The organism is Chitinophaga sp. LS1, assembly GCF_034274695.1.
Lineage (GTDB): Bacteria > Bacteroidota > Bacteroidia > Chitinophagales > Chitinophagaceae > Chitinophaga.
Genome location: NZ_CP128362.1, coordinates 3,084,774 through 3,110,940, shown reverse-complemented (window position 1 = coordinate 3,110,940; position 26,167 = coordinate 3,084,774). Strand labels below are relative to the sequence as shown.

Sequence of the window (26,167 nt, the reverse complement as noted above, 5' to 3'; positions counted from 1 at the left end):
ATCAGTTCAGAATAGGTACCAGTTTGATATAATCCAGCAGGATTGTATTGCTACCATTGGTCGTGACCGAATTGCCCACGAGATATACATTGTGCACACCATAGCGGACATTGGTATAGTTCCCTACGTATTGTTCATTGTAATTAAGAACCGGAACCGTGGTATATGGTATAGTTATGACACCCGGATCGTCAAAAGCCACCCGCATGGGATACGTGCCTGTCTGCACATCATTGACAGATATCCAATACACCTGGTATGCCACTGAATTTAATCGTGCCCTGTAATTCAGCCAGTAGGAAGCCACACCATAATTGTACATGTACACATCCCTGAATATATTGCCGGTATTGGAATTGACACGTGTACGAATGGCGATGGTCTTTGTTGCATCTTTTACTCCACTGTAGTATTCTCCTTCAATGATGACAGGTTTGATCTTAGTAGACAGATCATAGTCGATATGATTAACTATATACACGATGCCATTGCTTACCTTCTGCGAGCTGATGATGTCACTGGCATTGATATGAAACTGTACACTATCGCGAATACTATAGAGGGTTGCGGGTAAATGTTCTTTGTCGTACACACCATTGAATACAAGATCTTTGATCACATTCCACTGGGTAGTAGTATCCGTAACGGCTTCTGTACTGTCTGTAAAGTATTTGGTTAATCTTTGTTGCTCGTCTTTATAAACATCATCTGCTAAGATTACATAGGTGAGCAGAGAATCTTCGTTATTGATATTTACGCTTTCAAGGAAATGATTTAGCGCTACTTCGCCGGTGCCGGGCTTATAGATAGGTGCACCGGTAGTAGGATTAACGCCGATCTGTTCGGCAGTCGCTGTGTCTATCCCGATGTATGCCAGGGATTGCAGAAACGTCTTTTGCTGATAGCTGGTGCTATTCAGGTATTCCCAGGCATTTTGCTTAGGAATGATAGCGGCATCAATTACCTGCAATACACCATTGGCAGTATATTGATCGGCTTCGCTCACTTTGATACCTTCTACACTACCGGCTGTAAATGCGATCTTCTTACCATTCAGGGTAGCGATCCTTTGTTCATCGGCAGTACCAGTATAAGATAGGGTGCTGATATGATTAGCGATGAGTAAGCGTAGTAGCGCCGTATCATTCAACAAGGCAGGATCTACTGCTGCCCATGCACTATTGACCGGGGCCCATACCGTGAAGGTTTTGGAAGAAGCCAGTACCTGATCATAGCCCGTCTTGACAAGGTATGTATAGAACTGACTAAGTTCAGTATTGGCCTGTATGGTTTGCAACAGGTTTTGGGTGGTAGCTGGCTTGTTCCGGTCATTCCATTTCTCCTTGCGGCAGGATATGCCCAGCAATAAACCTATTATGATCAGGTATCGTATCATCATTCAAAATTTGAAAGTCATGGCCTTGGTACCTGTGTACCATCAGCTTTGAAACGTGGATAGAGCTGATCCATATCCTGTGGGATAAAGTGGATCATGTCCAGATTGTTATTGTTCTGTGTTCCCTGTAGCGTTGTAAACCGGAGGGTATGGCGTTCAGTAGTTTTGATTTCAATGGTCCCCACCAGTCGTGCGCCCCAGTTGTTGGAGGTAGGATCAGTATACCATTTCCAGCCCTGTGCTTCCATTTCACCTGCGGTACTAGCCGGCATGGCAGTAGTGAAGTTCATGGTACGCTGCATCACTTCGCCGTCTATAGAGATCTGGTTCAGGTTGTTGGAACTATTCGATTGTTTCTGTACACGATAGCAGATCCATACTTTATATTTCCCTTTTACCAACAGCGGTGTTTTCATATCGATGTAAGTACTGCGACCAGGACCACCTAAGGGTATCATTAGAAAATCGCCGTTTACATACGTGCTGCCTACGGAATAAGTCATGGTAGAAGGTCCGGGCACAACGAAGTCCGCCGGCATATTCGTGAGAGAATACGCATAGGCCTGCTTGCGGAAATAAGCTGGCAGGTTGCGGATTTCAGGAAAGTCGGCTACATCCCAGTAGACAGGTACCGGGTTCCTGATCTTGACAGCGAAATGGCCGAGGGAATTGTGCAATACACCATTGGTAGCAGAGTTGTCAGAAGTACTTCTTTCAAGCTCTACACCTGTTTCATGCACACCATTGAAGTCATCATCATTGATCAGTACATGCTGGCCGGAGAGTTTAGCGGTGACTACTTCCAGTGGCGCCAGGGTAGTATGCGAAGAGGAAGTGACAATGTCAGCGAGGTATTTTACGCCATACAGGATGTGATAGTCTACATATAAATGCAAACTGTCTTCCAATTGTGTTGGATCACCGGTATGTGAATAACGTGCTTTGAGCGCTGCATAAGTACCAAAGCCCGCAGCATTGATGGCAGAGTCAGATTCTGCCAACACCGTCAACCATCTTCGACTGCTATCTGTATTACTGCCGGCCGGCACATTCAGGGTATCATACAAACCCGTTTCACGGAGTGCCTGTGTGAATATGCTGTACTTTGGATTATTGGCGAGCATGCCTGCCAATGTTTCTGTGGCAGGAGTTAATACATTATCCACTACGTGAACGATGCCATTGCTTACACGGATATTTGCTTTTAAAATATTCGCCTGTCTGTTCACCGTGATCCTGGTTTCACCACTCACATTTGCCGCACCTGTGATGAGGTATTGCCCAAACATGGTGAGCTTTGACAACTTACCATCAGAGAAAGTAGTAGTATTGATGGTATCCTGTATGATACAAAACTTCACGATGTCCTTTAGCTTTTGCACATCCATTGATTCCAGGGTGGAATGTCCTGTACTTTTCAGGAACGATGCCACCGCATTGTTGTTAGGAACAAAGACAGTGTACGTACCGTATACCCCCAGGAATCCATCATCGCCGGTGATGTTGAGGATCTTCCGGAATTCGGAGAACTGGTCAGGATAGTTTTCCAGGTAACCGATGATGGTCACTTCATCTGAGGTTTGCGAAACGATGGGCGACTTTTTACAACCCGCAATAAAAAGAATTAAGATAATATAGAACGCTTTCATTGATAGTACGGGTTTTGTACCAGTTTTTTGTCAGCTTGTAACTCATACTGGTTGATGGGTAAATAGTGGCTTCGTACATCTTTGTATTTATTGATAATCGACTGTTGCATACTGCCGGGAGCTGTCATGGCAACCATATCGAGCATGATTTCCAGATGTGCGTAGTTATTCCGTTTTGCATGGCGCAGTATGTCATACCAGCGCTTGCCTTCGAAGGCAAACTCACGGGTTCTTTCATTCAGTATATAATTGGATACGTCTATTGCAGAACCGGGATCAGGTGATTCTGAGGTACCATCTATAGCACCTGCCCGGGTACGGATAGTGGTCACCAGGTCCAGTGCCTCCTGCCCTCTCTCTACCCATGCCAGTGCTTCTGCTTTGAGCAGCAGGATGTCGGAATAGCGGTATACAAACCAGTGTGCCCAGGAGTCTGCGGCAGTTCTGGCAACGGAAGTCGTACCACCTGTGGCGCCGGCAAACTTCCAGATCATCTGATCAGTTGCCCGTATGCTACCGCCATCTCCCCGAATGTCTTTTTTAGTCGCGTCGGTAAGGTCTATGCCATAAACTTCATCCATTACTCTTGAGGAGCCGATGAAACGATTGGTAGCCACTATAAACATGGAATAGAAAGGATTCAGCTGCTGCTGGTCAAACTGGAATTCGAAAATGCTCTCGGCAGAGTTGCCTATATAAAATACATTGTTGAACCATTGGGATTGTACACTGCCATCCATCAATCCATAGCGGCCGGAGTTGATCACTTTATCACAGACAGCGATACAGTCATCGTACTTTTCATTCCACAGATATACATCGGCTTCCAGTGCGTAGATTCCATATTTTGTAAGACGACCTTTATCCTGTGCGGTACTACCGTAAGTTTCCAGTGCGTGGGTTTCTGCAAAGGTGAGGTCTGCGACGATCTGTGCATACACCTGGTCCTGTGTGCTTTTTTCCAATTGATCCAGGCTATTGTCACTATCGGTAGCTTTGAGTTGTAAGGGGACTTCGCCAAAGGTGCGCAGGAGGTAGAAGTACATGAGTGCCCGCAGACCATGAGCTTCGGCAAGATAACCATCCAGCGCTGCCTGTGTGAGTGTCTTGTCGGTCTCCATTACTTTGGCCGCATAGTCGATCACGGTATTGCAGTAATTGATAGTGCTGTATACATATGACCAGCTGGTGTAGCTGTTTGTAGCCAGGATATTCGCCTGCATGATATTTACTTCATCTACAGCAGTATTGAGTGTACTGCTGACCATATCGGCACGTAGTTCTCCCCATACAAAGAGTTCTGACACCAGTCCATTGTTGAGCAAAGAGGAATAACAACCTATGACAGCGGCTTTTAGCTGCTCCTTATTTTGCCAGTAGTTGTCGCGGATGATGCCGTCCTGTGGTTTTACATCCAGCCATTTACCGCAGGATGAGGTGAGCAACAGGGCGACTATCAGAATATATTTTTTCATAGTTATATTTTTAAAAACTGGCACTAATACCCATCAGGAAATTCCTGGCAGGTGGCGTGAGTGCATTGTCCACCGGGTAAGCGAATGGATCGTTATCTCCCTTCATGGATACATCAGGGTTCTGGCCTTTGTACTTTGTCCAGGTAGCGAGGTTTTCCACAGTGAAGTAGAAACTCGCGTTGCGTATATTCAGTTTATCCAGCACTTTTTTGGTAAAGTTGTAGCGAAGGGTCAGTGATTGCAACCTGATGAAAGATGCATCCTGTACATACCTGTCAGAACCTAACCAGTTGTAACCTGATCTGTAGAGTGCCCTGGGTACGTTGGTTTCATCGCCCGGATTGCGCCAGCGCTTGAGGACAACGGTACTTTGGTTGTCATAACCATACATGTTGCTGGTGATCATATCCGCCCTGTTCACCAGTTGGTAGCCTACCCGGTAAACGAAGTAGGTGGTGAGTTTCAGGTTACCTTTGAAGGTGATATTCGGACCAAAACCTCCGGTTATTTTGGGGATACCATTACCGAGGTATACGATATCTTTGTTGTCGATATTACCATCATGGTTGATGTCTTCATACATTGCATCGCCGGGTTGGAATACGTAGTCAGTACCGGGATAGTTGAAACGCATGTAGAGTGTTTGCCCATTGGCGCCGTCGATCTTTTTTCCATTGGCGTCTCTTACGATAGTCGCATCTTTGTCTTTGTACACACCTTTGTAGCGGAACCCATAGTAGGAACCAAATGGATTCCCTATTTGCAGATACGTTTTATACACACCATTCTGGTTGATGGCTACGCTGTTTTCTCTTGGGAAGAACTCAGATATTTTTCGCACAACATTCACATTGCGGGCAATGTTCAGATCGAAGCCGATCGTCAGGTTCTTACTGCGGTAAGGAATGGTATTTAACAGTACTTCCCAACCCTGGTTATCCATGGTACCCACATTCATCGCAACCGTTGAAAAACCAGAATAGGTAGGGATCTGCAGATTTTCGTAGAACATATCTCTGGTACGGTTACGGTAAGCTTCCACATCAATACGGATCCTGTTTTTCAGTACCCACAGGTTAAAGCCCAGGTTTGTACCAACGACTGTCTGCCATTTCAGGCTGGTGAGTTCCATATTGGAGGGGTATACTCCCGACATGCCTAAATAAGTGTATGAATAAGGCTGATAGGTATTAAAGTAGTTCCAGACTGCTTTGTCAGGAGGGGCGGCGCCACTCTGTCCGTAGGATGCCCTGAAACTGAGGTCGTCTATGAACTTATACTTCCGCATAAATTTCTCACCAGAGGTACGCCAGCGCACAGATACGGAAGGGAATAAACCATACCGGTAATCAGGACCGAAACGGGAGTTACCGTCGCCTCTTACACCTGCATTGATGATGTACCTGTCCAATAATCCGTACTGCCCCTGTAAGAGCAATCCTACGCTTCTTGTTCTGCCTGAAGTAGATTCAAGATCCAGATCAGAATTTGCCGTACGGCTGGGATTGGATGGATCCTGAAAATTGGAAGAAGCGGTGTTGGAGGTAAGCACATTGTGCGTAACATAACTTCTGTCTTCTGTTTGCAGCGATAACAGTGCCTGCAGCTGGTGTTTCTGCGTATTCGTTTTTGGAGTATAAATGAGGTTCGTTTTTGTATAGACATCGAAGATATCCCCATCACTATCCCCTGCCCTGTTTACCACAGTTTCAGTAACCGGGCGGCCGGTAGCCACCTGTGGCAGAAAGGTCTGCGCTTTTGTATTGTTAATATCGAACTGTACATCGAAGGTAGATGTGAGCACAGATGGGACGATATCATACTGGATGTTGAACTTCGGTGTGATGCGTTCCCCTTGTTGTCTGTAAAGGCTTTCCATTACCATCGCTACCGGGTTGTAGGTAGTATAATAGTAACCTTGTATGTTGGAAGCAGGCGACAGGTAATTCGGTGTCACATTACCATATTCATCATATTCATAGATGGCCATATTCGGCATTTTGGTATAAGCGATACCGCGTACCTGGTAGTCTTTGTCAGGAACATAATTCAGGTGGTTATCCACATGTGTGTAGGTAATGTCTGAACGGAAACGAATACGGTTGGATACGTTGTAGTCCAGGTTAATTTTGGATGTGATCCTTGTCAATGCGGTACCTTTCGTCGTTCCTTTCTGGTCGAAGTAGCCGATGGATGCGTAGTAGCGGGCTTTTTCACCACCGCCGGTCATAGAAATATTATGATCCTGTGAATAGCCGATACGGGTGATGGCCTTTACCCAATCCGTATTGTTACTATAATTGTAATACCAGTATGGATCGGATGGATCGTAGAGGAATTCTTTATTCACATTGATGTTCAGCGGCAGCCCATTGGTGTTTGCAATTTCTTCAGGTATGAGGGTAGAATACTGATCGCCATTCAGGAGCGGAATATTGCGGGGTTGCTTACCAAAGGTACCTTTGAAATTATACGTGATGGCAGGCCTGCCTACCATCCCTCTTTTAGTCGTGATGATCAGTACACCATTCGCCGCGCGGGAGCCCCATACAGCCGTTGCAGCAGCATCTTTCAACACAGTGATCTCTTTGATATCAGAGGGAGCAATGTTGAGCAATTGTGCATAACCCTGTTCATCTGCACTGCCAAAGTTAAAATCAGAAGGTACTTCTGTATCATAAGGCATTCCATCCAATACGATCAGTGGATTCGCAGATCCATTGATGGAAGCTGTACCTCGAATACGGATAGACATGCCTGCACCGGGGTCACCGGAGGTGGTACCGATATCCACACCGGGCAGCCTTCCCTGCAAAGCCTGATCGATAGAGGCAGCGGAGAGTTCTTCCAGTTCCTTTGCCTGAATGGTGGCAGTGGCCAGCGTAGAGTTGCGCGCTTCGATATTCATACCAGTACCATTGTTCACCGTTTGCCGTGCAACGACATTGAATTCGTTCAGATCACGGGTATTGGGTTGGAGCTGTACGTTGATAGTATTACGCCCATTGATGCCCTGTATGATGGTTTTATAGCTGATAAAAGATACGGAGAGCTGGTGTTGTAAATCAGCGACACGAATGGCGAAATTGCCATCTATATTGGTGGCTACACCTGTTACCGTACGCTTATCCTTGTCCAGCTCTACCACTGAGGCGCCAATCACCGGCAGGTGGGTAGTGGCATCTGTTACCTTTCCACGAATGGTTTTCTTTTGTGGTAACTGTTCCTGGCGGGCGAACAGTGCAGCGCTGTATAAAAGACAGATGATAAACAGTAGTTTGTTCATAACAGTTTTTTATTTCCCTCTGAGGTAGTGGGTAATGGCGTGGATGACAGTACGGGCAGAGAGGTTGTTGCTACGTGTGTAATCCAGGTAGGCAATATCATTGTATGAATCTCTGAGCTCCATACTATTGGGATGCTGACTGTTGATAAATATGAAAGAGAGGTCGCCATCGCTGGTCTTCATCAATGTTTCAAAAGCGCCTTCCTTTTTACCATCAGGTACTACAGTGTTGCGGTTCAGGATGTGGAAGTTGATAAACTGGACCACCTTGTCTTTATCCGCATCAGTAGTGGGGGTATAATTAGGTGTGCCGGTGGTTTTATCACCTGGTAATACCCCGTCCTGCACCGCCTGTGTAATGGCACTGTTCACAGGTACAAAAATGGTGTAGCTGGTACCCGGTACTGTGCCAACGATATCCTTGGTGGCGGCGGTCCACAGCGTAGAATTCTTCAGGTACTGGAAGAAACTGTTGAAGCCAGCAGGATCGTTGGTAGCGAGTTTTTCCAGGTGGTAACCGATGGTGTTCTCAGTGAAAGTAAGCAGCCCATCTGTGTAAAAGACTTGTCCATTGGCGGCTTTGCCGATGCTGTTGATATGCAATACGGTGCCGGCATCTGCATTACCGCTGGCCCATACGGTGTTGTTTTTATATTTGATGTATTCACCATTCCATGCTTCCATGATACCTTCACCGGAGAGGTCGTCCATTTCACCATTATTGGTGGTGAGGATGGAGGTTTGTAATATGCGGTATACCCTGTCCATGGCACCGGAACCATATTGGATACTACTACCGGATGCGAGGTAAGACCAGTCATTTCTTTCAGAGCTCCAATCGTATCCGGCGGCACGCAACAGATTGTCCGGCATCATGAACATGGTATAACTGATGCTGGGGTTGATGATGGAATATTTCAGGTCAGCATCCAGTGCACGGGTCATGAGTGAATAGTTCGGATCGAGAAAAGCCTTGGCATAAATCGTTCTGAATACATTGGCATCCTGCACAGCATTAATACCATAAAAGAACCCATTACTTAATACCTTTTTGTCCACAATATTCGATTGGGTGAAGGTGGGTACCTCCTGCTGACTATTCGTGGTATGACTCATTTTATTTGGCCATACGGCTGTCTGCCACATGTGTGCATTCAGCAGGTTCGTGAGTACGGAAGGGGGTGCTGCTTCAAAAGTCTGGTAGAATTCAAGGATCTTTTTTTCGTAAGGTATGAGCACATCATTGGTAGGTACGACCAGCGTCCAGCCTGACTTCTGCGCATCGGTGCCGGAGGCCAGGTAGTTCTCATTGTTTGGTGAGAATGCCAGGGCCGCACTATATACTTTTACAAATACAGAATCTGCATCGCCGGTCAGCACCATATTACGATGTGTGATATCGGCATTGGACTGATAGGTAACAAGCTTTTCCAACAGACTACGAAACTCACTGTAGTTGGGATTTGAAGCGAGGTACCTTTCCAGGTTGTCCAGCGGGGTGATGACTTTATCAATGGTGTGGATAATGCCGTTTTCAGCGGGGATATCGGCTTCCAGTACTTTTGCATCTGCTACATTGAAGCCACTATAAAAGGCACCGGGATAGAAGTAATTATAGTCAGCAGCACTAAGTCCATTTTGCGACAGGAATCCATCTATGAAGTAAGGAATGTTCTTGTTATTATTATCATTGGTAGCGTAGGTACCATTTCTATTGGCAGCGATGAGTAGCCGGCCATTTTCAGCATATACCCAGTCGTAATAAGCGGTTTTGCGCTTAAAGGCCTGGTTGGTATCCGGCCCTGCGCTTGTCTGTTGATCCACCAGCTGTTCTTTTCTATACGCATTATATACCAGCTCGTAGGCTACGATCCTTCTGGCGTGGGCAGAGTCGATAGCGTCGTCACCACTGAGGCCGTTGGCTTTGAAGTAGTTTTCAAAAGCGGAATCAGTAGGTGCAAAAAAGGTCCAGTAACCGGCTTTGCCAAGAATGTCTTTGTAGCCTGCTTTGTCGATGGTAGCAAGCAAATGGGTGAAGTTTTTGCGGGCTTCAAGTTGCTGGTATATTGGTTGTGCCAACCAATCGGGACGTCCATAGTAGGCATCGAACTCCTTTTTTCTGCAGGCGGTGATGGCAAGCAAAAGGAATCCCACACCAAAGACCAGGGATCTTCGGAAGAGTATTTTCATAACAACGATATTTCAGGGCATTTTGTGGAATGCTACATTTTGGTCGATATTGGAATTTAGATGATCTGGAATTTTTATCCCCCGGCGCTTAATTACAGTCAGAAAATGTGCTATTGTATCAGTAAGGCTAAGTTAGAGTGGTGCCAGATAATAAAAAATGTAGAATAGTACTATTGCATGGAATAATTGACATTTTTGGGGATGGAATAATTGGTGGGGGGATGGAAAATTATACAAAAAATGAGGGTGACGCCTACAGCATCACCCTCATTTTTTGATTTAATAGTTAATAGCAGTACAACTCTTGTCCTGGGAGGTGAAAAGGCCCTTAAAATAAGTTTCCTTTCAGCGGGACAGATTTACGGCCGATTGACCTGTTCCATTACACACCGGATATCGTGCTTTACATTAATATACGTGACGTTTCTCATCCAGCCGCTTAGCCAGGTCTTCTTTGGTGATATCTACCTGTGCGCCTACCGGCTTGCCGTTGCGATAGGTGATCACTTTCAGGATATTGGCACCTACAGGCCACCTGAGGGGCTGACCCGTATATTTTGGATAATGTGCATCAGGGTTGGTATTATCAAAGCTGTAATACAGATCCAGTCCTTTGATCTCAGTCGCCAGGTTGATTTCATAATCGTAACGATTAATTCTCACCGGCCTGAAGATCACATTGTATACGCTGCGGGCATACTTGATATCCGCGGCATCCAGTCTTTTGAAGTTATCTTCCAGTCTTGGAATGAAGTCATCCCAGTTCCTTTTTGCCTTAGGGCTCCAGTATACTTCGGAGAGCGCGATAGAACGCGGCCATGTCATGTATTCTACATGGCGGAACACGGGAACTGATTCTGTCCAGAGGTTGCCCTGACCACCCAGTATGTATTTTTCATCTACGCTGTCAGGTACGGGATCGTAGTTGTAAGAATCAGACAGGCGGCACATACCATAGGTAGGTGGCTCTGCAGACTGCTCACCCTGATACAGATCCAGGTATACAAAGTCCCATGGCGTCATTACTACATGATGATTCATTTTGGCAGCGGTGATACCACCACTCATGCCTCTCCAGCTCATCACGGTTGCTTCAGGCGCCAGACCACCTTCCAGGATCTCGTCCCACCCGATCATCTTTTTACCTTTTGCTTTGAGCATGGTCTCCATTCTCTTAACGAAATAGCTCTGCAGTTCGTCTACATCTTTCAGATGCTCATGTTCCATCCTGGCCTTACATCTGGGGCAGGTTTTCCAGAAACCTTTGTATGCTTCGTCTCCCCCTACGTGAATGTATTTGGAAGGGAATAATGCAGCGAGTTCAGTGAACACTTTGTCTAATACGGTGAAGATACTGTCGTTGCCTACGCAAAGTACATTGTCTTCGCGGGTGTAGAACTCGCGGCCTGCATTTACCTTGTAAGGTAGTTGTGTGCAGGAGAGATTAGGATAAGATGCGATCATAGCCAGGCTATGTGCCGGCACATCTATTTCAGGTAAGATAGTGATACCTCTGGCAGCTGCATATTTCAGCAGTTCCTTAATATCCTCCTGAGTATAGAAACCGCCATCAGTCGCTTTCTCATTGGCCAGGTCTGCTGGCAGTTTACCCCAGCGACCCGTGCGTGGTACTCTCCACGCGCCTACCTTCGTCAGTTCGGGCAGACTCTTGATCTCGATACGCCATCCCTCATCATCCGCAAGGTGTAGGTGCAGGGTATTGTATTTATAGCGGATCATCTCGTCCATGAACTGCTTTACTTCTTCCTTGGTAAAGAAGTGACGGGATACGTCCAGCATCAATCCTCTCCATCCAAAACGGGGATAGTCGAGAATATCAGCGCAGGGCATCGTCCAGGCTACGTTCTTTACTGACTGGCTTTCGATATCGGGAGGCAACAGTTGCAGGATAGTCTGCAAACCGTAAAAGATACCGGAGGTGGTATTGGCTTTCAGCACTACTTCAGAAGGAGTTACCTTCAGGGTATAGCCTTCCTCGCCAATCGCATCGTCCGCTTTTGCATTCAGCTCAAGACGGATACTTTTCTTTCCGCTATTACTGCGTTTCAGATCATAACCAGTACTGGCTTTTAGCCTGGTAGTGAACCAGTCTGCTGTTTCCTTTAATTTGCTATCAGAGAGGGATAATACAGTTCCATTATCCAGCGTAAATTCCCCACTTTGTTCCGTCACCTTCACTGGCTCAGGGATGATTTTGATTCTTCCATCATTAGCATAGGTACGAACCATTATCAGGGCAAAGAAAAGAATTAATCCGCTCCTTGATAAGAGCAACCTTAACCTAAAATCTAACAATCGTGCTGTAGTCATAATTTAAATTGAATTGCTTAACAAATTAACGATAGGCTATAAGTATAATACTTTTTATTTACTATTCGTAATCTGTGTGATGTGTGGCAGAACGGGTTACTGTGCCGCATCCCACCATATTCCGGACGCCATTTTATTCCCATCAGTATAGCGGCGACAGGTGATAGTTTGTACCTGCCGGTGAAGAGCGCGATAAAGAAGTTTAGTTTGAGTTTGGGGAATAATGATACGAAGTTAAGGTTGTCTCAGTTAGGGGATAAAGCAGGGGTGATGGGTCGTGTATGTTGATGCGAAAAAGAATTTTCAATTAAATAAACAAAATGGCCGGCCGAAAGGCCGGCCATTTTGTTTATTTAATATATGGACTCTCGAAGCCAAGTTTCTTCAACCCGCCCTGCACTTCAGGGCAGCTCATAAACAACTTCCACAACAACGCACTCCTATAATTCTCCATCATCACCACTTCCGGACCCTGATCGATAGCAAGATACTTCTGCGGATACCAGTGATCAGTCTCGCTGAATGCATCATAAAAACCATACTTACCAAACAGTTTACCCTCGTAATTCTTATACCAATGTACCATTGCCTGTTTGGAATACTCCGGTGTATACGGCATAGAAGACAATGCTGCTGTAGGAGAAATCACTCCTAAGTCAGTCTCCTTACCGGGTGCATGTGCCGCATAGCCACTCACAGAATAGCTCGCAGTCAATCCCCAGCTATCAGCACCATACCCCTTGAAGTGTTTGGGATTTTCTATACACCATGCTCTGTCGATCAACACCTGATTTACATTATGCTCCCAGTAATCAGCATATTTATCTTTCAATCCATGTGGATCCAGGCCTAAATAAGAATAATGCGCCCAGAACAACGGACCACCTAATTCACGTGCATAGTTATGATGCAGCTTCAGTGTATATCCATATGCATTTACACTGTCCCTGATCTTACCCCCTTTTGCCCATCCTTCATGATACACTTCAGCAGGAATGCTATAAGTCGGGGAAGACGCTGCCAGTACATACATGATCAGACATTCATTATACCCTGTCACAGCAAAATTCATCTGCCATTCATAGGTGGGTGACCAATGCCAGTAGAGTATATTTTTACCATTACGATACCAGCTCCACTCTACCTCTTCCCACAGTTTATTGATCTTTGCAGACAGTGCTTTTTCCTGCTCATTACCATTGGCAAAATACTGTCTTACACAGAGCAACCCCTGCATCATAAAGGCTGTTTCCACCAGGTCTCCTCCATTATCTTTCTGTCCGAAAGGCTTTACCTTACCAGTCTCACCATATATCCAGTGAGGCCATGCACCATGAAAACGATCTGCCTTTTCCAGGAAATCAGCAATATGCGATAAACGCTCAAACCCTTGCTGACGGGTAATGTACCCTCTTTCAATACCTACCAGGATCGACATGATACCGAATCCGGAACCACCTGTGGTCACCACATTCTGATCATGCTCCGGATAGTCGCCATCCACATGATACCGTTCTCTTGCCAGTCCGCTATGCGGCTCTGCCCCATCCCAGAAGTACTCGAAAGTTTGCTTCTCTACTAAGTTGAAAATAGAATCGGTAGTCAATGTTGTATCTACCAATGTGTCTTTTGAAGCGGATTTGTTTGCCTGATGACAACCTGTATTTGCCACCAGCGCAATCAACCCTGCAAATAGTAATGTTCTCATGTTAGTGAAGTTGAACTACCTGTGTAATATTATCTGAACTACCTTTTAATCGTGCTGTATATTTTCCTACCGGGGTATTGAATGTGACGGGTGTACTACCCGCATTGAGCGAAGTAGTGCTCACTACGGTACCATCTGATTTTTCAAGTGTAAATGTACCTGCAGTGGTCATGTATACATCCAACTGGTAAGTATCTGTATCCGGATGCTTCACCAAATCTACCACTTTGTTTTCTACTTCGGGAACAGACAGGTAGAACCCTGTACTGCGCACGGGTGTATGAAATCCTAGTTGTGTCAGTGAAGTCTTTACCTCAGAGATATTCATAAACAGATTCCACAACAGACCGCTGCGATAGTTTTCTATCATGGCGACGATGGGTCCCTGATCGATGGCCAGGTATTCATTGTCCATCCAGCTCCTGCTTACATTCAATGCATCGTAAAAACCATACTTGCCATACAGGGCTTTCTTGTTTTCATACAGATTCCGCATCACCTGCAGTGAATAGTAAGGAGTGTACGCAATGGAAGATAAGGCCGCTGTAGGCGCTATCGTACCATTGTCGCTGGTGGGCTGAAAAGCATTGTAGCCATCAGGTCCGTCACTCGCAGTCAATCCCCATAAGGTAGCACTATAACCGTAGGTAGAAGGGGCGTTATAGATGCAATAAGATCGGTTGATCATCACATGCTTTACCACCTGCTGCCAGTAATTGGTATAGTTATCTTCCAGCTGACGGGGATCTAACCCAATGAAGGAATAATGAGAAAAAAACAATGGGCCGATGTAGTCATTACTTGAAATTGAGACGGTGTAACCCTGATAAGAATTTTGTACCCCAAAGCCGGAAGTAATCCAGGTGTTATTATAAACGCTTACGTCAATCGGGTGTGTAGGTGAAGCTACTGCGAGCACATAGGTGATGAGTGCCTCATCCCAACCTGTGATAGGCATGTTGATGGTCCAGTCATAATCCGGACTCCAGTGCCAGTAGAGTTTGTTATCTCCCCTGCTGGCGTACCAGTTCCACTCCACCTCTTCCCAGAGAGTGGTGATGGTGTTCCGGAGATTGGTCTCTGCCGTATCTGAACCTGTGAAGTAAGCGCGGGCAATGAGGAGCCCGTTTACTAAAAATGCCGTTTCTACCAGATCGCCACCGTTATCATAAGTACTGAAAGGCTGCACCCTGCCCGTAGCACCATTCAGCCAATGTGGCCAGGCGCCATGGAAACGATCAGCAGCTCCCAGAAAAGTGCAGATAGTACGTAATCGGTTGACTGCATCAGTACGGGAGATCCATCCCCTGGAAGTAGCTGTTACGATACCCGCGATACCGAAACCGGTACCACCGGTAGTCACTACATCTCCGCTACTGCTGCGCTCTAAAGCCATTCCGGAGCTGGCATGCGCTCCATCCCAAAAGTACCCAAAGCTGGCTTTCTGCACCTCATTTATGATGGTGAGGTCTGGTATAGAAGTAGTTACGGAGTCCGTGGGGGACTCCGTAACGTTTTGCTCTTTTTTACAACTGACAGCCGTCCAGAGCAGGAGTAAGCTGTAGCTGACCACTAATAATTTTTTCATTAGTATCCGCTGTTCTGTTTCAATGCACCACCGCTGGCGCTGATTTCAGATTGAGGAATCGGGAATACTTCGTTCTTACCATCTACGAAGCTCTTACCCAGTGCACGCAGTACGGTACCTGCGCGACCTTGTCTGATCAGATCGAAGAAACGGTCATGTTCCATAGCCAGTTCCCATCTTCTTTCATTCCAGATAGCTGTACGCAAATCGCTCTGAGTAGCAGCAGTAGTACCTGCCAGACCAGCACGGGTACGGATCTTATCAACATCAGTGATGGCAGTAGCAGTATTACCCAGTTCATTTGCAGCTTCTGCATGGATCAGGTAGACCTCACCCATACGCAGGATACGCACGTTCTTGTTAGCCAGATCCGCGTCCCCACTATATGTTTCCTGTGTAGCGCTTACATATGCTTTATAGTTATAACGCTCGTTTACTGCGCTTGTCAGAATTACACCATCGAACAGGGTATCACCCACGTGGATGATGGTTGCTTTCTTACGCAGGTCACCTGTTTCATATGAATCATCCAGGTCTTCACTAGGTGTATTGAAACCCCAGCCGGTTACAACTGTAGTTACACCAGCAAAGGTACCACCGCGGATAGACTGTGTCACAGAATATTGTTGTACACCAGCGGTAGGACTACCGGATTTAGCCTGTACTTCGAACAGTGACTCAGAGCTGTTTTCACCCACTTCGCGCCAGATTTGGCTATAGTCGCTTACCAGTGAATAAGTACCTACAGCACCATTGATGATCTGGGTAGTCAGGTCATATGCCTGCTGGTATTTCTTTTCATACAGACTTACTTTAGCCAGCAATGCGGTAGCAGCACCTTTGTTTGCACGGCCGATGTCTTTTGATGCCTGGTTGTCAACAGTAGGCAGTACGCTGATAGCGTAGTTCAGGTCAGCTTCGATGAATGTATAGATTTCACTGGAAGATACCTGTGTATTACCTTTTGCCAGAGAAGCTGCATCATCTGCATTTAATACTGTATCAACCAATGGAATGTTACCAAACATTCTCACCAGGTTGAAATAATAGTAAGCTCTCAGAAAGCGGGCTTCACCTTTTAGCTGTGTAGCAGTGCTTGCATCCAGTGTAGTGAACAGTGGAATTTGTTGCAGTGCCACGTTACAGTTGGATACACCCTGATAGTTACCTTTCCATCCATCGCTCACACTACCTGAAGTAGCAGTGTAAGTAATGGCGTCCATCTGGTCCTTGTCAGAACCGTTATCACCTGAGGAACTACCTTTATCAGCATCGTCAGAAGTAATGCTGCTGGTACCTAACCATGCAAAGCTGGTTTCGGCCCAGGTAAGCAGGTTAGTATAACATGCGTTTGTAAATTTGGTAGCGTTGCTGTTATCGTTATAAATAGAATCACTGGTAGATAACTGGTCTTCCGCGTCCACATTTAACCAGTCCTTTTTACAGGCAGTCAGTGAGATCGCCACAGCCCCTACTGTTATGATGAATAAACTAAACTTTTTCATATATCACACATTTAGACGATTAGAAAGTAAGATTAAAACCTGCCATGTAAGTAGAACTTACCGGATAGATGTCCAGTTCTATACCAGAAGCGATGGCTGAACCAGGCAATTCAGGCGTATAACCGCTATACTTCTTGAAGATGATAGGGTTCTGTGCAGTAGCAAATACGCGCAGTTTGCTGATACCAGCCCAGCTGTTTACAGGCACACTATAACCAAGGGTGATATTGTTAATACGGAAGAATGAACCTGATTCCACGAAATAATCAGATGGAGTTGGAATAGCGTTGGAAGCTCTTGGCACACTTGTGTTTGTGTTAGTAGATGTCCAACGGTTTGCAGCCACACTCGCTTCTACGTTATCGTTACCCAGGCGAACGGCTTTCTTACCATTGAATACTTTGTTACCAGCATTGCCGTACATATCTACAGAGAAATCAAATGCCTTGTAGTTGAAACCAGCATTGATACCATAGAACACTTTTGGCTGATAAGAACCTTTGAAAACGCGGTCGTTATCATCGATAGTACCGTCATTATTATTGTCTTTGTATTTGAAGTCACCTACAGTAGCGCCGGTGATGTGTGCAGTGTTGTCAATATCAGTCTGAGACTGGTAGATACCATCTGTTTCATATACCCAGAAGCTACCGATTTCTTTACCTTCTACAGTATAAGTTACGATATTACCGTTGCCAAGGCTACCACCTTTCAGCTGCAGGTTACCATTTACTTTTTCAACATTGTTTTTGTTGAAAGTAATGTTACCACCGATGAAGTAGGAGAAGTCTTTATTGACAGACTTGTTCCAGTTCAGGGTAACTTCCACACCTTTGTTTCTAACGTCAGCAGCTCTGGAATAAACTGTCTGGTCAGCATCACCCAGGGTAGCAGGAACGGTTACATTGATATAAGCATTAGTCAGCTTGTTATAGTAGCTCACACTACCACTCAGTTGTTTTTTCAGCACGGTGAATTCAAGACCCGCATCCACACCAGTGGTTGGTTCCCAGCTAGCACTTGCATCTCTGATCTGGTTGATAGTGATAGCCTGTTGTGGGGAATAAGCATTTCCACCGAAGTTGTAGTAATAACCATCTACGGTCACACTATTCAGGGTGCTCAGACCGCTCACATTATCATTACCTACACGACCATAACCAACACGCAGTTTCAGGTCATCAAAGAAGTTCTGCTCCTTCATGAAGTTTTCTTCTGTCACGATCCAGGAAGCACCTGCTGAGTAGAAAGTACCCCATTTCTGATTTGTAGGGAAGTTGCTGGAACCATCTCTTCTGATGCTACCACTCAGGTTATACTTACGTTTGTAAGTGTAAGTCAGACGGCCATAAGCAGAAGCTCTTTGAATCAGTATACCGGAGTTGTAGATGGTTACGTTTGTCAGGTCACCCTGTCCCAGGTACCACAGGTTTTTCTTGTTAGGTACTCCTTTTACAGAGCCATTCAGCGTATCACCTTTGGTACGTTCTGCAGAGTAACCTACAGTTGCTGAGATCTCATGACCACCTTCGAAAGTGGTGTTGTAGGTCAGGTTATTATCTATGATATAGTAGAAATTCTTTGCACGACCTATTTTCAGGATAGAGGTATCATTTTTCTGACCACTCCATACCAGGTAAGCAGGTGTATATTCAGTTGCATTCAGATTACGGTTATCAAAGTTGAAGCTGCTGTGCAGGTTCAGACCTCTGATTGGAGAGATATCCAGGTATGCATTACCCTGCATTCTCAATCCGTTCAGGTAGTTATTGGTGTAAGCGATATCAGCCACAGGGTTAGCCACGCTCAGGTTCTGTTCAAAACCCCAGGAACCATCAGCATATTTAACTGGTGTAGATGGCGCCATACGATAAGCATTGGTGAATTCGTTGTTTTTGTTATCAGTATGAGCAATGCTCAGGTTCAGGTTATGACCGAATTTCAACCAGGTAGCTGGTCTGTATTCGTTGTTAATCCTGATTACACCACGTTTAAAGCCAGTACCTTTCTGGATACCGTTATCATTGAAATAACCGGCGCTGAAGAAGTAAGTAGTTTTCTCAGTACCACCGCTCAGGTTGATATTATAGTTCTGAACAATACCGTTACGGGTGATCTGATCAAACCAGTCAGTGCTGGTATTGATAGTATCCACGTCGAAAATAGCGCTGGAGCCACCACGGATATTCGCTTCGTTGGAATATTGTGCATATGCTTTACCACTTGCCATTTTCACTTTGGAAGTTGGTGTTCTGAAACCTGAATAAGCATCCAGGCTTACTTTCATTCCACCTAATTTACCTTTCTTAGTAGTTACCAGTACCACACCATTACCTGCACGGCTACCGTAGATTGCTTGTGAAGAAGCATCTTTCAATACTGAAATAGATTCGATATCGGAGTTGTTGATGTTCGTAATATCTGTAGTGATCACACCATCTACTACGTAGATAGGGTTAGCATCACCAGATACGGAACTCACACCACGGATACGCAGCTGAGGCTGTGCACCTGGCGTACCGGAAGCAGTTACCTGCACACCCGGAGTTTTAGCCTGTAAGCCCTGTGCAGCGGTCAATACCGGTTGCTTGGTCACTTCAGCACCTTTTACAGAACTCACGGAACCAACTACCTGGCTTTTACGCTGGGTACCATAACCTACTATAACTACCTGGTCGAGCTGGCTGGCATTTTTCTTTAAAGTAACATTCAGCGTAGCCTGTCCGTTTACAGGTACTTCCTGGTTGGCATAACCGATGAAGGAGAATACAAGTGTTGCATTTTCATTTGCTGAGATGGAGAATGTACCATCCTGTGCTGTAGTTGTTCCTCTTGATGTCCCTTTGATAGCGACTGAAACGGCCTGCATAGGTTCGCCGGTTTCGTCGATTACCTTTCCTTTAATAACGATATCAGCATAGGAAGCAGCAAACATAGTTGCTGGTAATGAAAGAGTTAGGAAAAGTACTACAAACAACCATCCAGCCGTCCACTTTTTGTGAACAGCCATAACTGTAGAATTCATAATTTTATGTATTGAGATGATGAATCCAGCCCGCCAAGACTGGGTTTATTTCGATTGTAAACAGGGGGGAATGCGCCAACATTCTCCCTATTTATTTACCAGAAATTAAGGTGATTGTTCATGATTATTCTTGCTCATTGTAGTGGAATTTAACAGTCAAAATATCTAACCGCCTATCTGTAGATCACGCCCGCAGCTTAGGTCAAAATCAATGGAGCACGTGTCCCAGTTTTTTTTTCATTACGTCATGGATTTTCACTGTTGTTAAATAAAAAGTATCAGTTAAATAGTTTAACTCACTCTATGTGATTTCCGAATTTTAACATTTACATAACAATACGGCCGTAAGATAGGAAGATTATTGTATTTAGCAAAAGTATTAGTGGAGGGAAGGCAAAGGAAAATGTATTTTGATGATAATGAATGTTTATTTATCGATATATAGGGGAAATACATAGATAAATGTTGCGACATGTAAGTTGGCAGTAACAAAAATAAGAGTGGAAAGGTTGTGTTTTGGAGGCTAATTTTCCAGTTTTTTAACTGGACGTTTATTTTATTCTTTTATAAATAATATGATCCCTTAAGAGTGAGTAATACTAAAAACAAAGCAATCCTTTTTTCGTATTCACTACAAATCTCCTGTGTATATTTTAGGCAGTGGCTTTACCTTTATACATACAACCAATTCTTAAATCGCTTTGCCAGTAATCCTGTAGCCAGCGACACATCTATATCCGCTACCACCACACCCGGCTTTCCATACTCCCCATGCACAACACATCTACCATCCGGTGCAATCAACGAAGACGCCGCTTCCGGATATTTAGAGGCATAATTAGAACTCCCTACAAAAATAGTATTCTCCATCGCTCTCAACATTACCGCCTTTTCATAATAAGGACTCTCTATACTCCCCCATTCCTTCGGTAACACACCTTCCGCATTGCTACCTACAAAATGCGGGAAGAATACAATCTTCGCATCCTGCTGCGCCGCCCATCTCACAGACTCAGGATACCTGAATCCTTCATGACAGATCGTAATCCCGATCTTCACCCCATCTATCTCAAATATACTTCTTGTTGTACCCGGTACCCACATCACATCTTCTGTAGGGTCTAATTGGTTTTTAGTCTGATAACCCAATACCTGCCCATTTGCATCTATCACAAATGCTACATTTAGTAAACCTTCTGCGGCATACCAGTCCAAGGGCATTATAATTGCGATTTTATTTTCTGCTGCAATAGCACAGACGCTGTTCAACGCGCTTTGTAATTTTTCAGGCGTACGTTCTTCAGGAGAATATCCCATACCAGGATAACCGGGAATATAAGACTCAGGAAAACAAATGATTGCTGCTTGTTGGCTGGCAGCTTCTTTGGTTAATTTTTCAGTCCAGGTCAATCCATCTTGGATAGAGGAGGGGAAGGGAGGAGAGGCTAAAGCTACTTTCATGGAAATAAAAATACAAAAAAAAGGCCCGCTATTGAAGCGAGCCTTTAAGTAAGTTGTCCTACCAGGATTCGAACCTAGACAGTCTGAACCAAAATCAGATGTACTACCATTATACTATAGGACAATACCTCCCGTATCCTTCAACAACATGTTGCTGCGATTTGGGATGGCGAAATTAGTAAAATTTTCTAACCCACCAAAAAAACCTTTAAATCTTTTCCAGAATTCCTGATACCGGCAGTTGTTCCATACATGCATGATCTCCCCTGAAACACGGTTTATTACCAAAAATACTACACGGCCTACAGTACAAATCCACCTGCGCTGCTTTCTCAATCTTCTGCCCATACCCCATAAATCCTGCAAAAGGATGCGTCGCACCCCATACTGATACCACCGGCACACCAAATAATGAAGCCAGATGCATATTGGCCGAATCCATACTGATCATGGTATCCATCTGACTAATAATAGCCAACTCTTCCGGCAATTTAAACCTTCCTGCCACCACTATCGCCTGTGGATACCGTTCCGCCAGCTCCTGTAGCTTTGCTACCTCACCAGCACCCCCCCCCATCAACAATACCTTCGTATCCTTACGCTCCACCAACTGCCCTAACAACGCCGCTATTTTATCAAAAGGATACGTTTTCTCTTTATAAGTCGCAAAAGGCGCCAGTCCTATCCATTTCAAATCCCCCTTCGCCTCCATGCCCACTGGCAAGGCTCGTTTCCCGAACACCGGAGGTGTCGTACTCATATCCACAGCATATCCCAGTTTACGAAACACATCCGCATACCGCTCTATCGTACTCCTCAAAGGCTGTAACACCTTATTCTCCTGCCGCGCCAATGCCTTTTTCCCGGACCGTCCTTTATCAATTACCGCCACTTTACGACCAGTCAACCTAAAAAACGTCCTCACGATCTGTGATCTCAGCACCTGGTGCAGATCCCCCACCGCATCAATACGATATTGCGCACGCACGGCTTTAAATAGCCGGTACAACCCTTTCACTCCCTTATGGGCGCCTTTCAGATCAGCAGGGAAAAAGTGCAACCTTGGAATACCTTCACACAAAGCACCCCAGTTCTTGTTTGACACAAATACGATTTCCACATCCGGATAAGCCTGTAATACCCGCTGCATAACAGGTATCGTCATTGCCACATCGCCCATGGCCGAAAAACGGATGGCCAGTAATGTCCTCATAAATTAATTGGAAGCGCTCTTGTAGAGAACAGGATTCAGAGAAGGATCGTTGTACATCTTCATCTGCTTGTACACCTTCATATACTTTTTACCGGCATCAATATCTTCCAGCAACAGGTTGATCGCCGTACCCAGGTCCCTCCTTTGCTCGAGCAACACATCCAGTTTACGCTGACATGCTTCACGATGCGCAGGAGTCGCATCTGTACGGGTAGCTTCTTCCCGCATGTGGTAAATTTTAAGTGCCAGGATAGACAAACGGTCTACTGCCCAGGCCGGACTCTCTGTATTGATAGATGCACCCACTCCAGGCGTTACATCTTTATATTTTTCAAGGAAATAACTATCAATATATTCTACGACATCTGTACGCTCCTGGTTAGATTTATCAATCCAACGCTTGATTTCCAATGCCTTGACCGGATCAATCAATGGATCACGGATAATATCCTCCAGGTGCCATTGTACGGTGTCAATCCAGTTTTTCAGATATAAAAGGTGCTCTATCGTAGTTTTTTCATAGGGATTCAGAATAGGTTGGTACACGCTGTTATGCACATGATAATCAGCTATGCTCTGATCAAATATTTGATTGCAAAGTTCTGTAAACATGGAGCAAATGTATACAAAATGGTTAAATAGGTAAATAGAGATTTTAATCATCCGAACTTTAACATTCAAGTAACAATTGCTGCTTACATTTAATTCGCATTTTAGCAACCTTATATCAACACTATATGTCTGATAACCCATCCAGGATTCTCTTCGGTCAGCTGTTTGAAGCGAACAGGGAAAAAGTGTACAGGTTCGCATACAAGCTTACTGACGACCGGTTACGAGCACAGGAGGTGACACAACAATGTTTTATTAAGTTATGGGAAAACATACATAAAGTACAGGTCAATCAGGATGTATTTCCTCTGCTGTTCGTCTATGTCAAGCATATTGTCATCGATGAAACCCGGAAGCTTTACCGGGAACGGAAATCTCTTGCCCATATCTCCTCCGGTCATCCCCCCGTAAGCGAACACCGGGAAGACCAGACTTTACTGCACAAAGAATTCCGCGAACAGATCCAGAAACTGATTGAAAAAATGCCGGAACAGCGCCGGAATATCTACCTGCTAAGCCGTGATAAAGGAAAAAGTTATAAGGAAATAGCCGATCAGCTTAGCTTATCACCAGCCACTGTAAGAAACCATCTCAACCTCGCCCTGCAATACATCAGGCGCGAAATGATGGCCCATTACGACATGTGACCTCACCCAATTAATCTTTTCTTATGCTCCGCCCAGCTATTATTGCACTGACAGTATTAATTTTTTTTGCGGCCTGCCACAAGGATAATGCACCCGATGTGACACCCACTGGCCCTGTCACCCAGCAGGAAACCAATAAGTGGATACTGGATAGTATGCGTTACTTCTATCTTTGGAATAGTACGCTGCCTGCCACTGTCGATACGACCCTGAGTACCACCGATTACTTTGCCAGCCTGAAAAACGCCGAAGACCGTTTTTCTTTCCTGTACAAACCCAGTGACAACTCCACGTATCCTAAATATATGCTGTACCAGTACGGCATCCTATTTTCTGTTATTGAGCAGGATGGCCCCAAAGGCGTTGTCCAACTCGTCATTCCCGGTTCCGTTGCAGCCCTGAATGGTATCAAAAGAGGCGACTATTTCACTGCAATCAATGGCAACACCCTTACCAGCAGTAATGCCAGTGAGCTGACAGCCGCTATGCTGGCCGGTACCTCCGCTACCCTCACCGTTAACGATGCTGTCATTACCCTGCCCGCCCAGCAGCTGGGGGAGGACCCGCTGTACCAGAAGGATACTTTTATGGTGAAAGACAAAGTAGTTGCCTACCTGTTCTACAATTACTTCAACGATACCTATAACACCGCTTTGCAACAAGCCTTTCAGGCCTTTAAAAACGCCGGTGCATCAGAATTAATTCTTGATCTGCGCTATAATCCCGGAGGAAGTGTTGCTGCAGCTGCTTTACTGAATGCCATGATCGCCCCGGGTATTAGTGAACAAAGTCTTTTTGCAAAATATACAGGTAATAACCACCTGGGTAGTAGAGACGTTACCTACAAATCTGCACTCTCTGTACCCGAAAGCGGCAACCCCATTTCTTTTTCCGCATTGACCGATAAACGCCTCTCCCTCTCACGGGTATTTATAATTTCCGGAGAAGCGACTGCTTCCGCAGCAGAGCTTACGATCAACTCACTAAAGCCGTATACACAGGTCATACAGATCGGCGAAAAAACGTTTGGAAAAGATAAAGGAGCTGTCATCATCAGTGACGCCCGGATTCCCTGGACCCTCATGCCCATTACTTACAACCTGTTAAATGCTAACGGTACTGGCGGATACACCAGTGGTATCTCCCCTGATTATACCATCGATGAAATGTCTGAACTTCCGTTAAAAACGCTCGGCAATCATACCGATCCCCTTATCGCCAAAGCTATCTCTATCATCGATGGCAATGCAAAAACCACTACCCATACTGGTACCATCAGACATTATTATAATTCACAAATACCGGCTGCACAAAAAGGAATAATGATATGCAGATAATAAAAGTCTGCTGTAGATACAGCCAACTTTTTTCTTTTAAATGGGGATTGTTTTAATGCTAACTTCAAATATTTTATTGAGAGACCTATACCGTATACTGTAGAAACAGTATACCTGCATCAAACATTTATCAAAGATCATTATAACCTTCAGTACTGATAGAAACTCCTTTATCCATGTTAACATGGTCAATGCGGGTTTTACTTCCCACTCCCAGCAGTAAAATACCAGGTGATATCATGTGATGAAAGCTCATCTCCACATGATCAATGATTCCTGAACTATCTTCAGGCAAATCGCCGCCGTAAGACAACTCTTTACCCTCCGGCAATAAAAATGCTTTCCGCTGAAATGCATTTCCCATTATTATCAACCCATTTAGTCGTGTATGGACAGTGTCTATAAACTGCAATCTGATTGGTAAACCCGTAGTACCCTGGGCCACCAATTTTGAGTCACGAACAATGATGATCCCGCCGCCACTTTTGGCAGCAGGATCTGGTAATACCCTGATTTTCGTTCCGGGTTCTATACGCAATGAAGACCTGTTGATAATATATACCCATCCCTTCACACACCACTTACGGTCATTCGTCAATAGTGTATTGGCACTATACACGCCCCGCAATGTATCATTGACGGGTACGATCTCCTCTTTCGTGGACCGAAGTGGTGCATCCTCCTTATCGCAGGATGCCAGCAGGAGCAAAATAGCGATATATAAAAACAGGGTTTTCATGATAG

The 26,167-nt window shown here is 45.1% G+C and carries 17 protein-coding genes and 1 tRNA gene; 3 read left to right on the top strand and 15 right to left on the bottom strand.

The features are described 5' to 3' along the window. Position 1: 1 nt before the first annotated feature. The 6 genes from QQL36_RS12980 to QQL36_RS12955 form a co-directional block, all read right to left on the bottom strand. The gene (locus QQL36_RS12980) at positions 2–1,399 is read right to left on the bottom strand and encodes a fasciclin domain-containing protein (protein WP_321569919.1); all 1,398 of its coding nucleotides are present in this window, start codon (positions 1,397–1,399) and stop codon (positions 2–4) included. 14 nt (positions 1,400–1,413) lie between these two features. Then, positions 1,414–3,045 (bottom strand): fasciclin domain-containing protein, encoded by a 1,632-nt coding sequence (locus tag QQL36_RS12975; RefSeq protein WP_321569918.1) that lies wholly within the window; start codon positions 3,043–3,045, stop codon positions 1,414–1,416. Continuing rightward, positions 3,042–4,520: a RagB/SusD family nutrient uptake outer membrane protein gene (locus tag QQL36_RS12970; RefSeq protein WP_321569917.1), complete on the bottom strand. Its 1,479-nt coding sequence runs from the start codon at positions 4,518–4,520 to the stop codon at positions 3,042–3,044. The genes QQL36_RS12975 and QQL36_RS12970 overlap by 4 nt, the downstream gene beginning before the upstream one ends. 10 nt (positions 4,521–4,530) lie before the next feature. Next, positions 4,531–7,806 (bottom strand): SusC/RagA family TonB-linked outer membrane protein, encoded by a 3,276-nt coding sequence (locus QQL36_RS12965; protein ID WP_321569916.1) that lies wholly within the window; start codon positions 7,804–7,806, stop codon positions 4,531–4,533. Between the two features lie 9 nt (positions 7,807–7,815). After that, positions 7,816–9,996: a fasciclin domain-containing protein gene (locus QQL36_RS12960; RefSeq protein WP_321569915.1), complete on the bottom strand. Its 2,181-nt coding sequence runs from the start codon at positions 9,994–9,996 to the stop codon at positions 7,816–7,818. A gap of 408 nt (positions 9,997–10,404) precedes the next feature. Further along, positions 10,405–12,327: a beta-N-acetylhexosaminidase gene (locus tag QQL36_RS12955; protein WP_321569914.1), complete on the bottom strand. Its 1,923-nt coding sequence runs from the start codon at positions 12,325–12,327 to the stop codon at positions 10,405–10,407. A gap of 81 nt (positions 12,328–12,408) precedes the next feature. Here QQL36_RS12955 and QQL36_RS12950 point away from each other — a divergent pair, with 81 nt between their 5' ends. Then, complete coding sequence (locus QQL36_RS12950) at positions 12,409–12,615, top strand: hypothetical protein (RefSeq protein WP_143708875.1); 207 nt, start codon at positions 12,409–12,411, stop codon at positions 12,613–12,615. A 61-nt stretch (positions 12,616–12,676) separates the two neighbouring features. Here the strand turns inward: QQL36_RS12950 and QQL36_RS12945 are convergent, their stop codons facing one another. The 8 genes from QQL36_RS12945 to QQL36_RS12910 form a co-directional block, all read right to left on the bottom strand. Continuing rightward, positions 12,677–14,035 (bottom strand): glucoamylase family protein, encoded by a 1,359-nt coding sequence (locus tag QQL36_RS12945; protein ID WP_321569913.1) that lies wholly within the window; start codon positions 14,033–14,035, stop codon positions 12,677–12,679. A gap of 1 nt (position 14,036) precedes the next feature. Continuing rightward, positions 14,037–15,623 carry a glucoamylase family protein gene (locus QQL36_RS12940; protein WP_321569912.1) on the bottom strand — a complete coding sequence of 529 codons (1,587 nt, stop codon included), beginning with the start codon at positions 15,621–15,623 and terminating at the stop codon, positions 14,037–14,039. Beyond that, positions 15,623–17,128, bottom strand: a complete 1,506-nt coding sequence (locus QQL36_RS12935; protein WP_321569911.1) for a RagB/SusD family nutrient uptake outer membrane protein — start codon at positions 17,126–17,128, stop codon at positions 15,623–15,625. Before QQL36_RS12935 ends, QQL36_RS12940 begins: the two co-directional genes overlap by 1 nt. Before the next feature lie 19 nt (positions 17,129–17,147). Beyond that, the gene (locus QQL36_RS12930; protein ID WP_321569910.1) at positions 17,148–20,153 is read right to left on the bottom strand and encodes a TonB-dependent receptor; all 3,006 of its coding nucleotides are present in this window, start codon (positions 20,151–20,153) and stop codon (positions 17,148–17,150) included. A 672-nt stretch (positions 20,154–20,825) separates the two neighbouring features. After that, positions 20,826–21,614 (bottom strand): carbon-nitrogen hydrolase family protein, encoded by a 789-nt coding sequence (locus QQL36_RS12925; protein WP_321569909.1) that lies wholly within the window; start codon positions 21,612–21,614, stop codon positions 20,826–20,828. Between the two features lie 53 nt (positions 21,615–21,667). Further along, positions 21,668–21,738 (bottom strand) — tRNA-Gln (locus tag QQL36_RS12920). A gap of 84 nt (positions 21,739–21,822) precedes the next feature. Further along, the gene (locus QQL36_RS12915) at positions 21,823–22,827 is read right to left on the bottom strand and encodes a glycosyltransferase family 9 protein (RefSeq protein ID WP_321569908.1); all 1,005 of its coding nucleotides are present in this window, start codon (positions 22,825–22,827) and stop codon (positions 21,823–21,825) included. Between the two features lie 3 nt (positions 22,828–22,830). After that, positions 22,831–23,439: a DUF4254 domain-containing protein gene (locus tag QQL36_RS12910; protein WP_321569907.1), complete on the bottom strand. Its 609-nt coding sequence runs from the start codon at positions 23,437–23,439 to the stop codon at positions 22,831–22,833. 125 nt (positions 23,440–23,564) lie between these two features. Between QQL36_RS12910 and QQL36_RS12905 the strand changes: the two genes are divergently transcribed. Together QQL36_RS12905 and QQL36_RS12900 are read left to right on the top strand one after the other, a co-directional pair. Beyond that, a complete protein-coding gene (locus QQL36_RS12905; RefSeq protein ID WP_321569906.1) occupies positions 23,565–24,086 on the top strand; it encodes an RNA polymerase sigma-70 factor in 522 nt (173 codons plus the stop codon). Positions 24,087–24,109: 23 nt separating this feature from the next. After that, positions 24,110–25,423 (top strand): S41 family peptidase, encoded by a 1,314-nt coding sequence (locus tag QQL36_RS12900; RefSeq protein ID WP_321569905.1) that lies wholly within the window; start codon positions 24,110–24,112, stop codon positions 25,421–25,423. 130 nt (positions 25,424–25,553) lie between these two features. On the opposite strand, the gene QQL36_RS12895 is transcribed toward QQL36_RS12900, so the two are convergent. Further along, positions 25,554–26,162, bottom strand: a complete 609-nt coding sequence (locus QQL36_RS12895) for a hypothetical protein (RefSeq protein WP_321569904.1) — start codon at positions 26,160–26,162, stop codon at positions 25,554–25,556. Positions 26,163–26,167: the final 5 nt, after the last annotated feature.